The organism is Bradyrhizobium liaoningense, assembly GCF_018130785.1.
GTDB lineage: Bacteria > Pseudomonadota > Alphaproteobacteria > Rhizobiales > Xanthobacteraceae > Bradyrhizobium > Bradyrhizobium liaoningense_A.
In genome coordinates this window covers 49,011-64,771 of record NZ_JAFCJT010000021.1, presented here as the reverse complement: position 1 = coordinate 64,771, position 15,761 = coordinate 49,011, and the positions used below count along the sequence as shown (strand labels likewise).

19 protein-coding genes are annotated in these 15,761 nt (G+C 64.5%); 9 read left to right on the top strand and 10 right to left on the bottom strand.

Translation table 11 applies throughout. The annotated features are described in order from the left end of the window. Positions 1-355: 355 nt before the first annotated feature. The 5 genes from JQ627_RS30170 to glsA all read right to left on the bottom strand — a co-directional run bounded on the left by JQ627_RS30170 (position 356) and on the right by glsA (position 5,378). Complete coding sequence (locus JQ627_RS30170; protein WP_212488010.1) at positions 356-1,708, bottom strand: amidohydrolase family protein; 1,353 nt, start codon at positions 1,706-1,708, stop codon at positions 356-358. 19 nt (positions 1,709-1,727) lie between these two features. Next, positions 1,728-2,291, bottom strand: a complete 564-nt coding sequence (locus tag JQ627_RS30165; protein WP_212488009.1) for an HdeD family acid-resistance protein — start codon at positions 2,289-2,291, stop codon at positions 1,728-1,730. 39 nt (positions 2,292-2,330) lie between these two features. Beyond that, positions 2,331-2,633, bottom strand: a complete 303-nt coding sequence (locus tag JQ627_RS30160; protein WP_212488008.1) for a hypothetical protein — start codon at positions 2,631-2,633, stop codon at positions 2,331-2,333. Between the two features lie 40 nt (positions 2,634-2,673). Beyond that, complete coding sequence (locus JQ627_RS30155; RefSeq protein ID WP_249143497.1) at positions 2,674-4,314, bottom strand: MFS transporter; 1,641 nt, start codon at positions 4,312-4,314, stop codon at positions 2,674-2,676. A 68-nt stretch (positions 4,315-4,382) separates the two neighbouring features. Continuing rightward, a complete protein-coding gene (glsA, locus tag JQ627_RS30150) occupies positions 4,383-5,378 on the bottom strand; it encodes a glutaminase A (protein ID WP_212488007.1) in 996 nt (331 codons plus the stop codon). A 373-nt stretch (positions 5,379-5,751) separates the two neighbouring features. On the opposite strand from glsA, the gene JQ627_RS30145 reads away from it, so the two are divergent. Further along, complete coding sequence (locus JQ627_RS30145; protein WP_212488006.1) at positions 5,752-5,961, top strand: GPR1/FUN34/YaaH family transporter; 210 nt, start codon at positions 5,752-5,754, stop codon at positions 5,959-5,961. Between the two features lie 17 nt (positions 5,962-5,978). On the opposite strand, the gene JQ627_RS30140 is transcribed toward JQ627_RS30145, so the two are convergent. Beyond that, positions 5,979-6,686 (bottom strand): GntR family transcriptional regulator, encoded by a 708-nt coding sequence (locus tag JQ627_RS30140; RefSeq protein WP_212488005.1) that lies wholly within the window; start codon positions 6,684-6,686, stop codon positions 5,979-5,981. Positions 6,687-6,954: 268 nt separating this feature from the next. Between JQ627_RS30140 and JQ627_RS30135 the strand changes: the two genes are divergently transcribed. The 6 genes from JQ627_RS30135 to JQ627_RS30110 all read left to right on the top strand — a co-directional run bounded on the left by JQ627_RS30135 (position 6,955) and on the right by JQ627_RS30110 (position 12,524). After that, a complete protein-coding gene (locus JQ627_RS30135) occupies positions 6,955-7,941 on the top strand; it encodes an ABC transporter ATP-binding protein (protein ID WP_212488004.1) in 987 nt (328 codons plus the stop codon). A gap of 42 nt (positions 7,942-7,983) precedes the next feature. Further along, positions 7,984-9,273 carry a PotD/PotF family extracellular solute-binding protein gene (locus JQ627_RS30130; RefSeq protein ID WP_212488003.1) on the top strand — a complete coding sequence of 430 codons (1,290 nt, stop codon included), beginning with the start codon at positions 7,984-7,986 and terminating at the stop codon, positions 9,271-9,273. A 4-nt stretch (positions 9,274-9,277) separates the two neighbouring features. Next, positions 9,278-10,237: an ABC transporter permease gene (locus JQ627_RS30125; protein ID WP_212488002.1), complete on the top strand. Its 960-nt coding sequence runs from the start codon at positions 9,278-9,280 to the stop codon at positions 10,235-10,237. Between the two features lie 3 nt (positions 10,238-10,240). After that, on the top strand, positions 10,241-11,119 hold the full coding sequence (locus JQ627_RS30120; RefSeq protein WP_212488001.1) for an ABC transporter permease: 879 nt from the start codon (positions 10,241-10,243) through the stop codon (positions 11,117-11,119). Positions 11,120-11,123: 4 nt separating this feature from the next. Continuing rightward, on the top strand, positions 11,124-11,855 hold the full coding sequence (locus JQ627_RS30115) for an aspartate/glutamate racemase family protein (RefSeq protein WP_212488072.1): 732 nt from the start codon (positions 11,124-11,126) through the stop codon (positions 11,853-11,855). A gap of 177 nt (positions 11,856-12,032) precedes the next feature. Continuing rightward, a complete protein-coding gene (locus JQ627_RS30110; protein ID WP_212488000.1) occupies positions 12,033-12,524 on the top strand; it encodes a hypothetical protein in 492 nt (163 codons plus the stop codon). Between the two features lie 223 nt (positions 12,525-12,747). Here JQ627_RS30110 and JQ627_RS30105 read toward each other — a convergent pair whose 3' ends face one another. Together JQ627_RS30105 and JQ627_RS30100 are read right to left on the bottom strand one after the other, a co-directional pair. Further along, entirely contained in the window at positions 12,748-13,146 is a 399-nt protein-coding gene (locus tag JQ627_RS30105; RefSeq protein WP_212487999.1) for a hypothetical protein, read from the bottom strand. 105 nt (positions 13,147-13,251) lie between these two features. Beyond that, a complete protein-coding gene (locus JQ627_RS30100) occupies positions 13,252-13,557 on the bottom strand; it encodes a hypothetical protein (RefSeq protein ID WP_212487998.1) in 306 nt (101 codons plus the stop codon). 158 nt (positions 13,558-13,715) lie between these two features. On the opposite strand from JQ627_RS30100, the gene JQ627_RS30095 reads away from it, so the two are divergent. Beyond that, positions 13,716-13,880 carry a hypothetical protein gene (locus tag JQ627_RS30095; RefSeq protein WP_014494288.1) on the top strand — a complete coding sequence of 55 codons (165 nt, stop codon included), beginning with the start codon at positions 13,716-13,718 and terminating at the stop codon, positions 13,878-13,880. On the opposite strand, the gene JQ627_RS30090 is transcribed toward JQ627_RS30095, so the two are convergent. Further along, a complete protein-coding gene (locus JQ627_RS30090; RefSeq protein ID WP_212487997.1) occupies positions 13,877-14,407 on the bottom strand; it encodes a gamma carbonic anhydrase family protein in 531 nt (176 codons plus the stop codon). The two genes, JQ627_RS30095 and JQ627_RS30090, sit on opposite strands and share 4 nt — an antisense overlap. A gap of 78 nt (positions 14,408-14,485) precedes the next feature. Further along, positions 14,486-14,815, bottom strand: coding sequence for a DUF6949 family protein (locus JQ627_RS30085; RefSeq protein ID WP_014494286.1), 330 nt, complete (start codon positions 14,813-14,815; stop codon positions 14,486-14,488). A 223-nt stretch (positions 14,816-15,038) separates the two neighbouring features. Here JQ627_RS30085 and JQ627_RS30080 point away from each other — a divergent pair, with 223 nt between their 5' ends. Continuing rightward, the gene (locus tag JQ627_RS30080) at positions 15,039-15,746 is read left to right on the top strand and encodes a hypothetical protein (RefSeq protein WP_212487996.1); all 708 of its coding nucleotides are present in this window, start codon (positions 15,039-15,041) and stop codon (positions 15,744-15,746) included. Positions 15,747-15,761 lie beyond the last annotated feature (15 nt).

The following is a 15,761-nucleotide window of genomic DNA, read 5'->3' as shown; positions in this document are numbered from 1 at the left end:
GTCAACACGACGCTGCGAGCGCAAAAATCCGGCAAGGACTGTCACAATCCAGTTTTGCGCTACGAATTAAATTGCTGCCACGTACAGTAAGTGATCGAATTGATAGCGAATCTCGTCGTTCTCGAAACCGAGATGAACGCGTCAGCGAGCTTGACTCATGCTAGCCGAGAAATTCTTTCTGGTTCTGGAGACGCTTAGAAGTTACGCCTCCGATGACCGGCCCGAGATTGTGACAAGTTCTGCACCACTTCCTGCGGTGCCGGAAGCCGAGTCCAGTTCGCGGCGCAAAAAGCCGACCCCAGACGAGCGGGACTAGAAGCGGTCCAATGTCGCAGGTCACACCGGCATGCTCGCGTCAGTGCGGAAGGCTGTTCTTGTAGATTTTTCCGCCCTTCATGATCACCACAAAATTCTTCGCGGGATCTTCGACGAGCCTGATGTCGTCGAGCGGATTGCCGTCGACCAGCAGGAGATCGGCGAGCGCGCCCTCCGCCACCACGCCAAGCTTGCCCGGATAGGGATTGCGCGGGCCCGACAGGCTCAGCAATTCGGCGTTGGTCGACGTCGCCATCGTCAGCGCTTCCGCCGGCGTATACCAGCGCGTCAGCGCAGCCAGCATCGCGCCCTGCCTGTCAGCCAGCGCCTTCGAGAACAGGACGTCGGTGCCGAACGCGGTCTTGATGCCGTATTTTTTCGCCAACGCATAGACACGGTCGGTGCCGGCAACCACCTGCCGCATCTTGTCCTGTTCCGAAGGCCCGAGCGCGGCAGCCATGGACATATCCAGGAACGGCTGGGTGCTGAGCCAGATTCCCTTCTCCGCCATCAGCTTCGCGCTCGCCTCGTCCATGAGATGACCGTGCTCGATGCATCTGACACCGGCCGCGATCGAGCGCTGGATCGCGACCGGCGTATAAGCGTGCGTAGCGACGTAGGTGCCCCAATTGTCGGCGGCCTCGACGGCCGCGCGCAATTCGGGCTCGGTGAAAGTGGAGACGTCGAGCGGACTGAAGGGCGACGCGACGCCGCCGCCCGCCGTGAGCTTGACCTGCGAGGCGCCCTGCATCAGCTGCTCGCGCGCCCGCACGCGCACCTCGTCCGGACTGTCGGCGACCATGCTGCCGCCGATCCGCTCCATGCGGCTGAGCATGCCGCCGATGGTTCGCGGCAGATCGGAGAGCTGCCGGAAGTCGCCATGGCCACCGGTGATGGTGATGATTGCGCCGGACGGATAGATCCGCGGGCCAGCGACGAGGTCCTCGTCGATGGCCTGCTTGAGGCCGAAACTCGGGCCGCCCATGTCGCGTATGGTGGTAAAGCCGCGCATCAATGTAGCCGTTGCTTCGCTGGCGGCGAGCAGATTGTTGTAGCCGACATCGCCCGCGAGTGCGGCCATCGGTGTGGGCCGCACCAGCATCGCGTGCCAATGCGCGTCGATCAGCCCCGGCATCAGCACGCGGCCGCCGCCGTCGATGACTTGAGCGGCGGCCGTGATGTCGCTGGCCGAAATCTTCTCGATCGTCCTGTTCCGGACAAGGACACTCGACGGTGTGGAGAGTGCACCAGCCTTGCCGTCGAAGATCCGGACATTGCGGAACAGAACAGCGGGGTCCTGCTGCGCCGATGCCGGCGGCGCGCCGAAGGTCATTCCGATTGCAAGCAGTGCCACGGCCCTCAACAGGCCAGCCGCCGTCGTCGCACCCGACATGCTCAATCTCCGCACAAAGCTACGCGGCACGAGCCGCAGGCGTCCAGGCGAACGTCAGCCACCCGATGCCGTGGGACAACAAGTCGATGCCGAGCAGCAGTCCGAGGACCCAGAGCCCGGTCATCGGAAAGCCCGTGAGGATGACGAGCCCCGCCAGAACGCCAAACAGGCCGGATGCGACCATGATCCCGCCGCCCTGCTGCCAGCGACCGATGCCGATCAGCATCCGCACCACACCGGAGGCCAGCAGCGCAATGCCGAGCACATAGGTGAGCAGGAGCGCGCCGGTCACCGGCTGGGTGACGAGGACGATGCCAACGGCGATGTAGAGAGTGCCGAGTATGATCTGCCAGACAAAGCCGCCCCATCCCTTGGTCCAGAACGCGTGGAAGATCTCGAAGGCGCCGGCGGCGATGGCCATCCAGCCGATGAACAGCGCGCTGACCACGGTGAACAACGCAATGTCGCCGAGCACCATCAGTCCTGCGAACACCATGAAGAGACCCAGGAGCACGCAGACCCAGCGGGGCGGTTGCGGCAGGCCGGTCGCGCCCATCGGCGCACCATGGTCGTAAGTCGTCATGACATCCTCCTCCGTTTATCTCCAGGTTTATCTCCAGGTTTATCTCCAGCGCCATCCGCAATGACGGCGGCCACGATGCCACCAGCACTCCCAGCGCCGACGCCGCCGGTGCCGCGGCGACGGCCGATGCGGCGGCCGATGGCCCGGTGCCGGCAGCGGACGGGCGGTCTGCTGCGCAAAGGTGCCGGCAACGGGTTCACGCCTGCCTGGAGCGGCATGATCGGCTGGCGATATCTCGGGCAAGGCCGCGGCGTCCCGCGACCACAGGCTGACGCCCGCACCTGCGAGGATCACGCCTCCAAGCAGCAGGCGCAGCGCGCCGCGGCGATCCAGTTCATTCATGGGCAGTCCTTTCACGAGTCCCCCACCCCATTTTTTGAACTCACGTTTTTGCAGCGGACTCATCGCCGGGAATCTCGCCCGGCAGATAGTCGGGCAGCCGCCCCGCCGGGATGATCGCGATCAGCGCCAGGCCCGCCATGATGAGCAGTCCGATCTTGAGCGCGCGCAGCCGCGCCTCGGTGTTCACGCGCACAGCCTCCGCCACCTGCTCCGGCGATCCGCTCGTGCGTTCGAGTACGCTGCGCAGGCGGTCGTTGCTGACGAAGGTGATGTTGTCGAGATCGACCTGGGCCTGAAGCTCCGGCGTCAGCACAGGGCTCGCTGTGATCTTGCCGAGCGCGATGGTGCTGAGCAGGCCGACCAGAAGCGCCCCTGCGACCGCGGTCCCCACTGCGGCGGCGAGGTTTTGCGTCGTGCCGCGCAACGAGCCGACGTCACCGGCAAGTGTTTTCGGAGACGCCGTCACCAGGACGTTGAACAGCAACGTCAGCAGCGAGCCCTGGCCGATGCCGAACAGGACGAGCCCGAACAGCACGGGAACCTCGCTCCAGTCGTTGCGCACGACGAAGGCGAGCCAGACCAGCGCGATGGTGCAGCATGCAAAGCCGTAACGGCCGATCTGACGCGGCGTCAGCCGCTCATAGACGTTGACGATCAGCATCGCCGAGAAGAAGACCGTGAGATTGAACGGCATCATCGCGATCGCGGTCGCAATCGGCGAACGCCCCTGGACGATCTGGATGTAAAGCGGCACGGTGAAATTCAGTGCAGCCTCCAGCGCCACCACCGCGAAAAGCGCAAAGACTGCGCAACGCTCCTGCGGCGAATCGATCACCTCCAGCGCCAGCAGCGGCGTCTTCCCCGCGGCCTGCCGCCGGCGCGTCCAGAGCAGGAACGCCTGCCCCAGCACGATGCCGAGCACGATCATGACCGGCGCGGGCGAGAGCCCGAGCAGATTGAACGGCGCATTCGGCGTGGCTACCGCGAGGCCCCAGCCATTCAGATTGTTGAAGCCGAAGCTGATGAGGATGATCGCGCTTGCGGCGAGCGTGACGCCGACCAGATCGATCTGCACGTCCGGCCGGCCGCGATCGGCCCGGAGACGAAAGCTCATCAGAAAAACGATGGCCGAGGCCGCGATCAGGATGCCGAACGCCGGCCGCCAGCCGATGTAAGTCCCGAGCACGCCGCCTATGACGAAAGCCAGTACGCCCGCCGCAGCGCGGGCCGAGCCGAGCGCGCCAAGTGCGGTCGCCTGCTGACGGCCGGCATAGTTCTCGGCAATGAGCGCCACCAGCGAGGGCACGATCGCCGCACCGGCCGCGCCGCAGAGCGCCTGCGCCGAAATCATGATCGTCGCCGTCGGGCTGAACGTCATCATCAGCTGCGAGACGAGGAACAGCACGACCGCGCCGCGGAACACCTGCAACGCGCCAAAGCGCTGGGCGAGCTTGGCGCCGAGCATGACGAAGCCCGCAACCAGCATCGAATAAGCGACAATTCCGGTCGCGACGGTCGTCGGCGCAACGCCAAAGCTCGTCACCATGCCGCCCATGGCCACCGGCAGCGAGGCGACGTTGAACGACATGATCATCTGGCCGAGCGCAATGGCGATCATGGGAACCCATGACGCGCGCTCCTCCTGGTGAATACCGCCGATCGACATTGTCTGCGTGGCCATGACATCCTCCGGCTTGATCGGCGTTGTGGTCGGTCAAGCCTGCGCCCGCCGCCCCCTTCAGCTTCGGTTCACTTTTCCGGTTGCGATACGAACAGATCCATCCCCAGCCGCTGCGACAGGAACTTTGCGGCGAGCTGCCCCCGCACGCTGTTGCCGGCGGCGTCGAGCGGCGGCGCGAAGGTGCCGAACCCGCCCTTGCCGGGCGACACCGCGACGATGCCGCCGCCGATCCCGCTCTTGCCGGGCAGACCGATGTCGTAGAGCCAGTCGCCAGAGGTCTCGTAGAGCCCGGCCGTGATCATGACGGCGAGCGCGTAGTGGCAGACCGAAGCATCCACCACGCGCTGCTTCGTCACCGGATTGACGCCGCCGTCGGCGAGCGTTGCGCCCATCACGGCGAGGTCGCGTGCGCTCACATTGAGCGAGCACTGCCGCGTGTAGAGATCGGTCGCCTCCTTGGCATCGCAATAGATGCGGTTGTAGCTCTCCAGCAGCCGCGCGATGCTGCGGTTGCGGAAATTGGTCTCCGACGCCGACGCGTAGACCTCGTCGTTGAGCGGCAGCTTGCGGCCGGCAAAGCGCGACAGCCCGTCATGGATGAACGTCCATCGCGCCGCGGCGGTGGCGCCCGGCGCGAGGCTGGTCGTGGCGATCGCGCCGGCGTTCACCATCGGGTTGGTACGCCCGCCGCCCTGCTCGATCGCGGCGAGCGAGTTGAACGGAAGCCCGGTCGCGTTCGCGCCGAGCTTCGCGCGCGCCTCCTCCGGCCCGATGGCCTCGCAGACCAGCGCGAACAGGAACGGCTTTGACACGCTCATGATGGAGAATTCGTAGTCGACCTCGCCGGCACCGTAGACCTGCCCGCTGGTTCCGACGACACAGACCCCGAACAGCTCGCTCGGAACGCGCGCCAGCGCGGGATAGACCTGCGAGTTGTTTCCGTCGCGATTTGATCGAAACCGTCGCTGCGCCTCGGTCACCAGCGATTGAACGGTCTCCGGACCGGGGAGATGGCCGGTCGAGACGTAAGCCGCCTCTTGTTCGTCAGCCAGAGGTCGCGCCATGGCACCACTCCGCAGAACGGATCAAACGCAAGTCGGCTCCGTTCTAGAACCCGACGCTTGTGCGCCAGTTGATGCCGAAGATCGAAGCGAGTCAATTTGCAACCATGAGACGATTCTGCAAGCCAGCCATACGACGTCATGAGAAACGCGGGGACTGTGCGATCGACCGGGAATTCTTGGTAAATGAGTAAGCGCTACTGTCTCGATTCTGTAGAACTCTAATCAAAAATCGGTCGGCGGCTTGGCCTCGCGATCAACGCCAGATTGCAATCGCCTTGCGCAGGAGTACGATCCGCCCGGGCCGTGCGAGAGGATGATGGGGGCATCAGGGGGCCTCGAAGGCAGGCCCGACATCAAGTGGACGAGGCGTGACATGGTGGCACAGACGAGTGACGGACACGTTCTGCTGACCAAGAAGCTCGGCGGTCTCTTCGCAATCATCGCCGGATGCCTGCTGACTGCCGTCGGCGTGACATTCGAATCCACCGGCTTGACGATTTTGGGCGTGCTGTTTCTGGCGCTCGGCGCCGTCCTGCTCGTGCTCAAGATCGTCAGGCGAAACCAGGGACCGCCGCTGACCTAGCCGGAGGGCGCGCTCGCTCACGCGCCGAGCACGTCGGCGAGCCGAAGCTCGTCGGCGGCGGGATCCTTCAGGAACAGCTCGGCCTCGATCTCGTCGAGATGCGACAGCATCTGCACGCGCGCAGCCTTTCTGTCGCGCTTGCGGATCGCCGCGACGATGCCGGCGTGATGATCGGTGCCGCAGGCCGGCGTGTCGTGGCGGCGGTAGAGCAGGATGATGAGCGAGGAGCGCGCGATCAGCTCTTTCAGGAAGCCGAGATAGATGCTGTGGCCGCTCATCTCGGCAACGAGACGATGAAACTCGCCGGAGAGCCGCACCGAGGCGCGCGCGTCACCGCGTAGCTCCGCCTCACGCTCCTCGGTAAGATGTTGCTGGAGGCGATCGATCCAGGCCGGTGACACCGCATCGATCGCGTGATCGACGATGGTGGGCTCGATCAGGCGGCGCGCCTCGAAAACTTCACGGGCATCGCCCGGCGTCGGCCGCGCGACGAAGGCGCCGCGGTTCTTCTCGATGTTGACGATGCCCTCATGCGCAAGCTGCTGGAGCGCCGTGCGGACCAGCGTGCGGCTGGCGCCGTAGATCTCGCCGATCTCGTCCTCGCCGAGCTTCGTGCCCGGCAGCAGGCGATGCTCGAGGATCGCCGCGGTCACACCCTCCCTGATACGGCTGACGCGGTCGCTCGCGTCTGGCGCGTCGGATTTCGGGCGAGTCTTGGCGGCCATCGGTTCGAAGGGTTGGGTGTGAGGGCTCGATCGGCGACGTTCGGCCTTGAATGTTAGTCGACGAGCTGTATCCAATCACAGGCGAAACTTTATACAATCAGCGCCTGTTTTGTGTGCAGCGAAGCAGGCGGGCGCGGTGACGGCCAAAGGCGTCGGATTCGATCTAACGACCTGACTCAGCTGCACAGTTCGGAAATTCAGCCGGCCAAGGGCGGTTGGCACGGACCTTGCGGAGAGACGGGAGCATCGCCCCTCCCTTGGACACGCCATGGCCACTCCCGCCGCTCTCGAATTGGTCGCCGTCACCAAGCGCTACGATACGACGCTGGCGGTCGACACCGTCAATTTGAAGATCCCGGCCGGCACCTATTGCTGCCTGCTCGGCCCCTCCGGCTGCGGCAAGACCTCGACCTTGCGCATGATCGCGGGCCACGAGGCGGTCAGCGGAGGCGACATCATCCTCGGTGCGCAGAACGTGACCGACCTCGAGCCCGCCAAGCGCGGTACGGCGATGATGTTCCAGTCCTACGCGCTGTTTCCGCATCTGACCGTGCTCGACAACGTCGCCTTTGCCCTGAAAATGCGCGGCATCGATAAGCCGACGCGCCACAAGCGCGCCGGCGAGTTGCTCGAACTGGTCGCAATGAGCCCCTATGCAGGCCGGCTCCCGGCCCAACTCTCCGGCGGCCAGCAGCAACGCGTGGCGCTGGCTCGCGCCCTGATCACCGAGCCGCAGATCCTGCTGCTCGACGAGCCACTCTCCGCGCTCGATCCGTTCCTGCGGGTGAAGATGCGCGGCGAGTTGAAGCGCCTTCAGCGCGAGCTCGGCATCAGCTTCATCCAGGTCACCCACGGCCAGGAGGAAGCGATGGCGCTCGCCGACCACATCGTGGTGATGAACCACGGCAGGATCGAGCAGCAGGGCACCGCTCGCGAGATCTTCCACAACCCCCGCACCGAATTCGTGGCGCGCTTCATCGGCGGCCACAACGTCCTCAGCGACGCCGGAAACCTCATCGCCGTGCGCGCCGATCAGCTCGGCATCGTGCCGTTCACTGACGGTGCCTTCGGCGCGCCGGCGCTGCTGACCCAGACCGAGTACCAGGGCTCCTACATCGCCGTCTCGCTCACGCTCGATGACGGCACGTCCCTGTTCTCCCACGTTTCCGAGGCCGCCTTCGATGTTCACCCGTTCCGCCCGGGCGATCGGGTGCTGGCCACCTGGGATCCCGCCAAGGCGCAACGCCTGCAATAGCGCCTCCGTTCAGAAAATGCGCAACACAGAGGAGTGAGCGATATGACCGAGACGACCAGGAAGACCGGCGTCAGCCGCCGCACGCTATTGAAGAGCACCGCGGGCCTCGCGGGCCTTGCCGCCGGCTCCGGCGCAATCACCGGCTTTCCCTATGTGAAGTCGGCCGAGACCAAGGTGCTGCGCTATCTCGGCACCGCCGTGAACGAGGGCGACGACATCTCCAAGCAGTGCCTGAAGGACACCGGCATCAAGATCGAATACATCACTGCGACCACCGACGACGTCACCAAGCGCGTCATGACCCAGCCGAACTCGTTCGACGTGCTGGACACCGAATATTTCTCGCTGAAGAAGATCGTGCCGTCGGGCAACATCCTTGCGCTCGACGCCAGGAAGATCAAGGAATTCGACAACATCACGCCGGTCTTCACCAAGGGCGAGACGCCGGGCGGCAAGAAGATCGGCGGCCAGGGCACTGCGCCCTGGAAGGTGCTCTATCTCGAAGGCAAGGACTCCAAGAAGTTCGCGACGTCGGCGACCGAGTTCGTCACGCTGATCCCGACCGTCTACAACGCCGACACGCTCGGCATCCGTCCCGACCTGATCAAGCGGCCGATCAGCTCCTGGGCCGAGCTGCTCAACCCCGAATTCAAGGGCAAGGCCTCGATCCTCAACATCCCCTCGATCGGCATCATGGATGCCGCGATGGTCGTGGAAGCCACCGGCAAGTACAAATATGCCGACAAGGGCAACATGACCAAGGAGGAGATCGATCTGACCATGAAGGTGATGACCGAAGCCAAGAAAGCCGGCCAGTTCCGCGCCTTCTGGAAGGACTTCAACGAGAGCGTCAACCTGATGGCGTCAGGCGAGACCGTGATCCAGTCGATGTGGTCGCCGGCGGTGACGAAGGTGCGCTCGATGGGGATTGCCTGCACCTTCCAGCCGCTGAAGGAAGGCTATCGCTCCTGGGCCTCGGGCTTCTGCGTCTCCAAGGGCGTGTCGGGTGCGAAGCTCGAATGGGCCTATGAATTCGTCAACTGGTTCCTGTCCGGTTATGCCGGCGCCTATCTTAACCGCCAGGGCTACTACTCCGCCGTGCTCTCCACCGCGAAGGCGCATATGGAGCCCTACGAATGGGCGTACTGGATGGAAGGCAAGGCGGCCGAAAAGGACATCAAGGCGCCCGACGGCTCGCTGCTCGAGAAGGCCGGCACGGTGCGCGACGGCGGCTCCTACGAGGACCGCATGGGCGGCGTCGCCTGCTGGAACGCCGTGATGGACGAGAACGACTACATGGTCCGCAAGTGGAACGAGTTCATCGCGGCGTAATTTGATGGACACGTCAGAGGACATCCTGCAACAGGCGTCCCCGGGCTTGATCCCGGGGGCGGGCACCGCGCGCGCCGCGAAAGTGACGCGCCTGTCGCCCTCCTTCATCTCCTGGCTTCAGGCCGGGCCGATGATGCTGGTGTTTCTCGCCTTCTTCCTGATCCCTCTGGTCTTCGTCGTCATCGTCTCCTTCTGGGACTACAACGAATACCAGTTGCTGCCGGCCTTCTCCGGCCGCGGCTACACCGACACGTTCGAAGGCTGCATCGCACAGCTCCCCGATCTCTGCACCATCGCCAAGACCTATCTGAAGACGTTGAAGCTGTGCTTCCTGGTCTGGGTCATCACGCTCTTCATCGGCTTCTGGGTCGCCTACTTCCTCGCCTTCCACGTCAAGTCCAAGACCTGGCAGATGGGACTGTCGCTGCTCTGCACGATCCCGTTCTGGACCTCTAACGTCATCCGCATGATCGCCTGGATCCCGCTGCTCGGGCGCAACGGCCTGGTGAACTCCGGACTGGTCAAGAGCGGATTGATCAACCACCCGCTGGAATGGCTGCTGTTCTCCGAATTCTCCGTGGTGCTGGCGCTGGTCCACCTCTTCACCTTCTTCATGGTGGTGCCGATCTTCAATTCGATGGTGCGCATCGACAAGTCGCTGATCGAGGCCGCCTATGACGCCGGCGCCACCGGCTTCCAGACGCTGGTCAACGTCATCATTCCACTCGCCAAGCCCGGCATCGTGATCGGCTCGATCTTCGTCATCACCATCGTGATGGGCGACTTCATCACCATCGGCGTGATGGGCGGCCAGCAGATCGCGGCTGCCGGCAAGATCATCGAGACGCGGGTGAACGCGCTGCAATTCCCGGCCGCCGCCGCCAACGCCGTGATCCTGCTCATCATCACCTTCCTGATCATCACCATGATGTCGCGCATCGTCGACATCAAGAAGGAGCTCTAGAGCATGAAGGAGGGACGTCCGCGCTCTTTCTACGTGCTCGCGATCTTCTTCGCGGCCTATGTGCTGTTTCTCTACGGCCCGATGATCGCGATCTACGTTCTCTCGTTCCAGGGGCCGCAGGGCGGCCTCACCTTCCCGATGAATGGCGTGTCGACCTTCTGGATCGCAAAACTGTTCCAGGGCACCGGCATCGTCGATCTCGGCGCGGCCTTCCGCCGCTCGCTGCTGCTTGGCCTGATCGTGATGGTCGTGACCGTCGTGCTCTCGGTCGCCGCCGGCATGGCCTTCCGCCGCAAGTTCAAGGCGCAGAGCATTCTGTTTTACTCGGCGATCGCGAGCCTGATCGTTCCCTCGATCATCACGTCGCTCGGCATCTCGCTGGAATTCCGCATCATCGACGATCTGATCAAGGCGCATTGGAACGAGAATTTCGAGACCTCGATGGGCCTGCTCACATCAGGTCTCGGCGCGCATCTGACCTGGACGCTGCCGTTCGGCCTGCTCATCATGTTCGCGATCTTCAACCGCTTCGATCCCCGGCTGGAAGAAGCCGCGCGCGATCTCGGCGCGACGCCGTGGCAGGCCTTCCGTCATGTCGTGCTGCCGATCATCCTGCCCTCCGTGATCGGCATCGGCCTGTTCGGGTTCACGCTATCCTGGGACGAGCTCGCTCGCTCCAGCCAGGCAATCGGGGCCGTGAACACGCTGCCGCTCGATCTCCAGGGCCTCACCACCACGGTGACGAACCCCGACATCTATGCGCTCGGCACCGTGATCTCGGCGGTGTCGTTCACCGTGATCGCCCTTGCGCTCGGCACCATCCACGTGCTGAACAAGCGGCAGGCGGCCAAAGGCTCGGACGCCGGCAAGGGGCTTGTCTGATCTGATGCGGCTACACGTCGTCAATCCCAACACCACTGTGACGATGACGGCGAAGATCGCCGCTGCGGCGCGCAGCGTCGCCTTGCCCGACACCGTGATCGACGCGCGCCAGCCGACGATGGGCCCGGTCTCGATCGAGGGATTTTACGACGAAGCCTTTGCCGTGCCCGGCATGCTCGGCTGCATCCGGGAGGCCGATCGCGACGGCGCGGATGCGCACATCATCGCCTGCTTCGACGACACCGGCCTCGACGCCGCGCGTGCCGCCGCGAAAGCGCCGGTGGTCGGCATCGGGGAAGCCGGCTTCCACATGGCGAGCCTGATCGCGGCGCGCTTTGCCGTGGTGACGACGCTCGGTGTCTCCATCGTGCCGATCGAGCATAACTTACGGAGATACGGTCTCGCCGAGCGCTGCGTCCGCGTCCGCGCCGCCGAGGTCCCGGTGCTCGCGCTCGAGGAGCGCAATACCGATGCTCTCGGCAAGATCTCCGCGGAGATCACCGCGGCGATCCGCGACGATCGGGCGGAGGCGATCGTGCTCGGCTGTGCCGGCATGGCCGATCTCGCCGGCGAGCTCTCGGTCACACACGGCCTGCCCGTGGTCGACGGCGTCGCGGCGGCGGTCACGCTGGCAGAATCACTGGGGCGGCTGGGACTGAAGACCTCCCGGCTCGGACCCTACGCGGCCCCGCGCTCGAAGACCTATTCCGGGCCGTTTTCGCCGTTCCAGCCTTGATCCCTGGTCTTTTAAGGACCGTCAGGGGCCTCAAGACCAACTAATTGCTGGTTTTTTGCCGTTAGCCTCTTTTTGGTCCCATTTGTTGCTGATTGGTAACACTTTCGGGACGCCCCGGCCGCCCTTGGGTCGCCGGTCTTCGCCACTCACCAAGTTTCAATTTGGGTTTTGTCAGCGATGATCGATCTCGCCCAGGGCACACCGTCCAATCCCCTCCTTCGCCTTGGCGCACAGCCGATCGCGCTGACCGCCGTGGCCCTCCTGCTCCTCGTCTCCGGCGTGACCTCGATCGCGATCTGGCGCGCCTATACCGGCGCAGCTCCCGAGACCGACCGGGTGGTGGCGTCGCGGCAGCTCCAGGCCCGCACGGCCCAGGCCTCCGAGCAGCTGGTCGAGAAGACCAAGGGGCTGGAGGCGACCCAGCAGGAATCGATCGACCAGCTCCAGGTCGTGCAGGACCAGCTCCAGACGGTGAAGAAGCTGCTCGCATTCCAGCAGGCCGACACCAAGCGCCTGTCCGAGCAGGTCGCAACCCTGAACGAGTCCGTCGATGGCTTGCGGCAATCCTATGCCAGCGCCCGGGCCACGGAGGCGGAGACACCCTCGGTTACCCGCAGGAAACCGTCGCGCCGCGTTCATGCCAGTGCCCGCAAGCGCTCGCGCGGCTAATCGGGTCATGGCTTGTGACTATAAATTTTTCCACTTGTGAACTGGATCACATTCGCCCGTATGATTCCGCGCGATGCTCCCGGTTACCGGATGGCGTGAGCCGATTTCAATGTCCGGGGCTGGCAAGGTCGTTGACGGTATACTGCGTCAACGGCCTTGTTTTTTGGTGGGCCCGGTCTTTTGGTAGATCTGGCCCGGTAGTCCTGACTTGGCGTCGCAGACGCTATTCGCAGACATCCACGCGGCGGACACGCCAGCCCGACGGCGTCATGATGCGCTTCCGCACGACATAGCAGCCACCATAACCACCATCGTCGTAGCCGGTACCATAGTAATAGGGATTGCCGTAGTAGGGGTAGCCATAGCCGTAATAGCCGCCGTAGTAGCCGGCGCCGGCGAGACCCGCCCCGATCGCGACGCCCGGCCAGAAGCCGCCGCCACGCCAGTGGCCGCCATGGCCCCAACCGCCACCATGGCCCCAACCGCCGCCATGGCCCCAGCCGCCACCGTGTCCCCAGCCGCCGCCGCCATGGCCGAAACCGCCTCTCGCCTGGGCGGCCTGCGGCGCCGACAACCCGACCGCCGCGACGGCCAGCGCCGCCATCATCATCTTGCGTAACATTTCACTCGATCCTCCGCGCGGAGACGTTCCACGCTTCAAAGCAGGATCAAGCTACCGTCACCCGAGCCTTCCTGACAGCCTCACTGCCTCACTTCCGCGCGAGCATCAGCAGCCGCGGCAGATGCCCTTCATCTTCTTGTCGAGCAGTTTGTTCTCCGCATTGACGGTGGCATCGGCAGACCCGCCTGTGCCCATGCCGGTGGTGCGCCCGGCGGACGCGCCGGATGATTGCGCCGTACCGAGACTGTTGGTGCCGGGCGGCGGCGCCGGGGAGTTGGCGACACCTCCCGTCGATCCGCTGGACCCGGTTGCGCCGCCGGTTGTTTGTGCGAACGACACCGCCGGCATCGCGGCGAGACTGAGGATCACGATCAAGGTCTTGATTGAATTGTTTGCAGGCGATGAGGCCATCGGGAATGCTCCTTTGGCTGTCAACGGTCGCACCCAAGACCCGTTCCGGAACAAATCCCGTCACATCAGCTTGAAAGCGAGGATGGAGGCGCGATCAGCGCAAACAAGGACACCGCCGAGCCGGCTGCGCGTTCCAAAGCCAGAAAGGCAAAATCACGATGACCGATCGCGATCCTTTTGCGGAGGGCGAACGCGCCGCGCGCGAAAACATCCCGGCCGAAGCCAATCCTTACTCGGACGGCAGCGATGAGCATGCGCTGTGGTCGGCGGGCCATGAGAAGATTGCGGGCGCCATGGAAGCCCGCGAATCCGAAGGCAGCTAGTCGATCCGCTTCAGGCCTTTCTTGAAGCGCGGGCCATTGGCCACGTAGAACCTCGCCGCACTCCCCATCTTCTGCACCTGGGCGTCATCGAGCGTGCGGATCACGCGCGCGGGCGAGCCGATGATCAGCGAGCGCTCGGGAAACTCCTTGCCTTCGGTGATGACGGAGCCGGCGCCGACGATGCTGTTGCGGCCGATCTTCGCGCCGTTCATCACGATCGAGCCCATGCCGATCAGCGCGCCCTCCTCGATCGTGCAGCCGTGCAGGATGACGTTGTGACCGACGGTGCAGTTCTTGCCGATGGCCATGGGAAAGCCGAGATCGGTGTGGCAGGTCGAGCCGTCCTGCACATTGGCGCCCTCGCCGATCTCGATCCACTCGTTGTCGCCGCGCAGCACCGCGCCGAACCAGACGCTCGCACCCGGCTTCAGGCGCACGCGGCCGATCACGGTGGCGGTCTCAGCGATGAAGTAATTGCCGTCCGAGGGAAGATCGGGCGCCTGCCCGTCGAGCTCATAGATCGCCATCGAGGTCTCCTGTCATTTTGACCCCAGCCATAGCGAAACGGCGGCCCTGAAGCAAAGGGCCCGGCCGAGAGGCAAACGTCAGACCAGAACGCCGGCGGCGCGCAGCGTCATCAGGAAGAAGGTGCCGCTCATCATGCTCCAGAAGCCGGCGATGACGGTCGCCATCATCACGAATTCGACGCGGCGGCTTTCCACCCGCATGCCGCGCAGCGTGTTGCGCATGATGATGAAGGGCGCCGCGAACACCAGGAACGGAACCGCCGCAAACGTCTTCGGCGCCACGCCGTCCTGCAACAGGCCGAAGCCTGCCGGCCGTTGCGCAAACGCCTGGTATCCGTTCACGAGCGCGCCCGCGAGCGCGAAACCGATGCAGATCGAGAAGAGAGAATTGAAGGCTTCAGGTGTCATCGGAACGGTCCGCCCTTACGCAACGCCGGAGCCTTCCTGTGACAAAGAGTGCCGGTTAACGCTACATTATCCTTAAGGGAAGGTTAACGACGGCAACCGGTCCGCGCAGGGCCCTCCCCCGTCCCGGCAGCGGGGAACGCTGCGCGAATTCGCCGCCGCATGGCATATTCGCCGCTGATTCGTCGGCCACCGGCCGACTTCCCGGCTCGACTTGCGCAAGCTCATGACGATGTTTTCGGCAACCTCCCTCAGGTCCTCCAGGACGCACCCACGGGCGCATGTCGTCCCGATCGTGCTCGCCGGCGTTGCTGCGGTGGGCGCGGTCGCGCTGGTCGCCTATCTGCTGTGGCCGACCTGGGGCTCGCGCGGTGCGAACGCGCCGGACAGGCTACCGGTGAGCGTCGGCGGTACGCTGTTCAACGTTCCGACGACGGCGATCCGGATGAAGATCCAGCGGCACTCCGGGCCGCAGGAACGCATCGATCTCGACTTCCTCTATCCCTCACTGGAACCGCCGGGCGCGCCAAAGCACGTCACCGCCGACACCGTCGAAGAGGCGATGCAGCCGATCGACCGCGTCTTCCTGTCGATATCGGCGCATCACGATGCACTCGCGCCGGAACAGCGAACAGCCACGATCTATCCGCGCTATCTCGACCAGGCCGCGACCAATGCGGCAGACGGGCTGACGATGCGGACGTTCCGTAGCGACACACCCTATGGCAGCGAGGACTTCTATTCCGCTGCAAACCCTGCACTCACCGCGCGCTGCACGCGCGATGCGGCGACGCCCGGCATGTGTCTCTCCGAACGCCGCGTCGGGGGCGCCGACCTCACCTTCCGCTTTCCGCGCAGCTGGCTGTCGCAATGGCGCGACGTCGCGGAAGCTCTGGACAGGCTGACGACGCAATTGCGCGGACCACGCGGATGACGCGCGTCGCGCTTG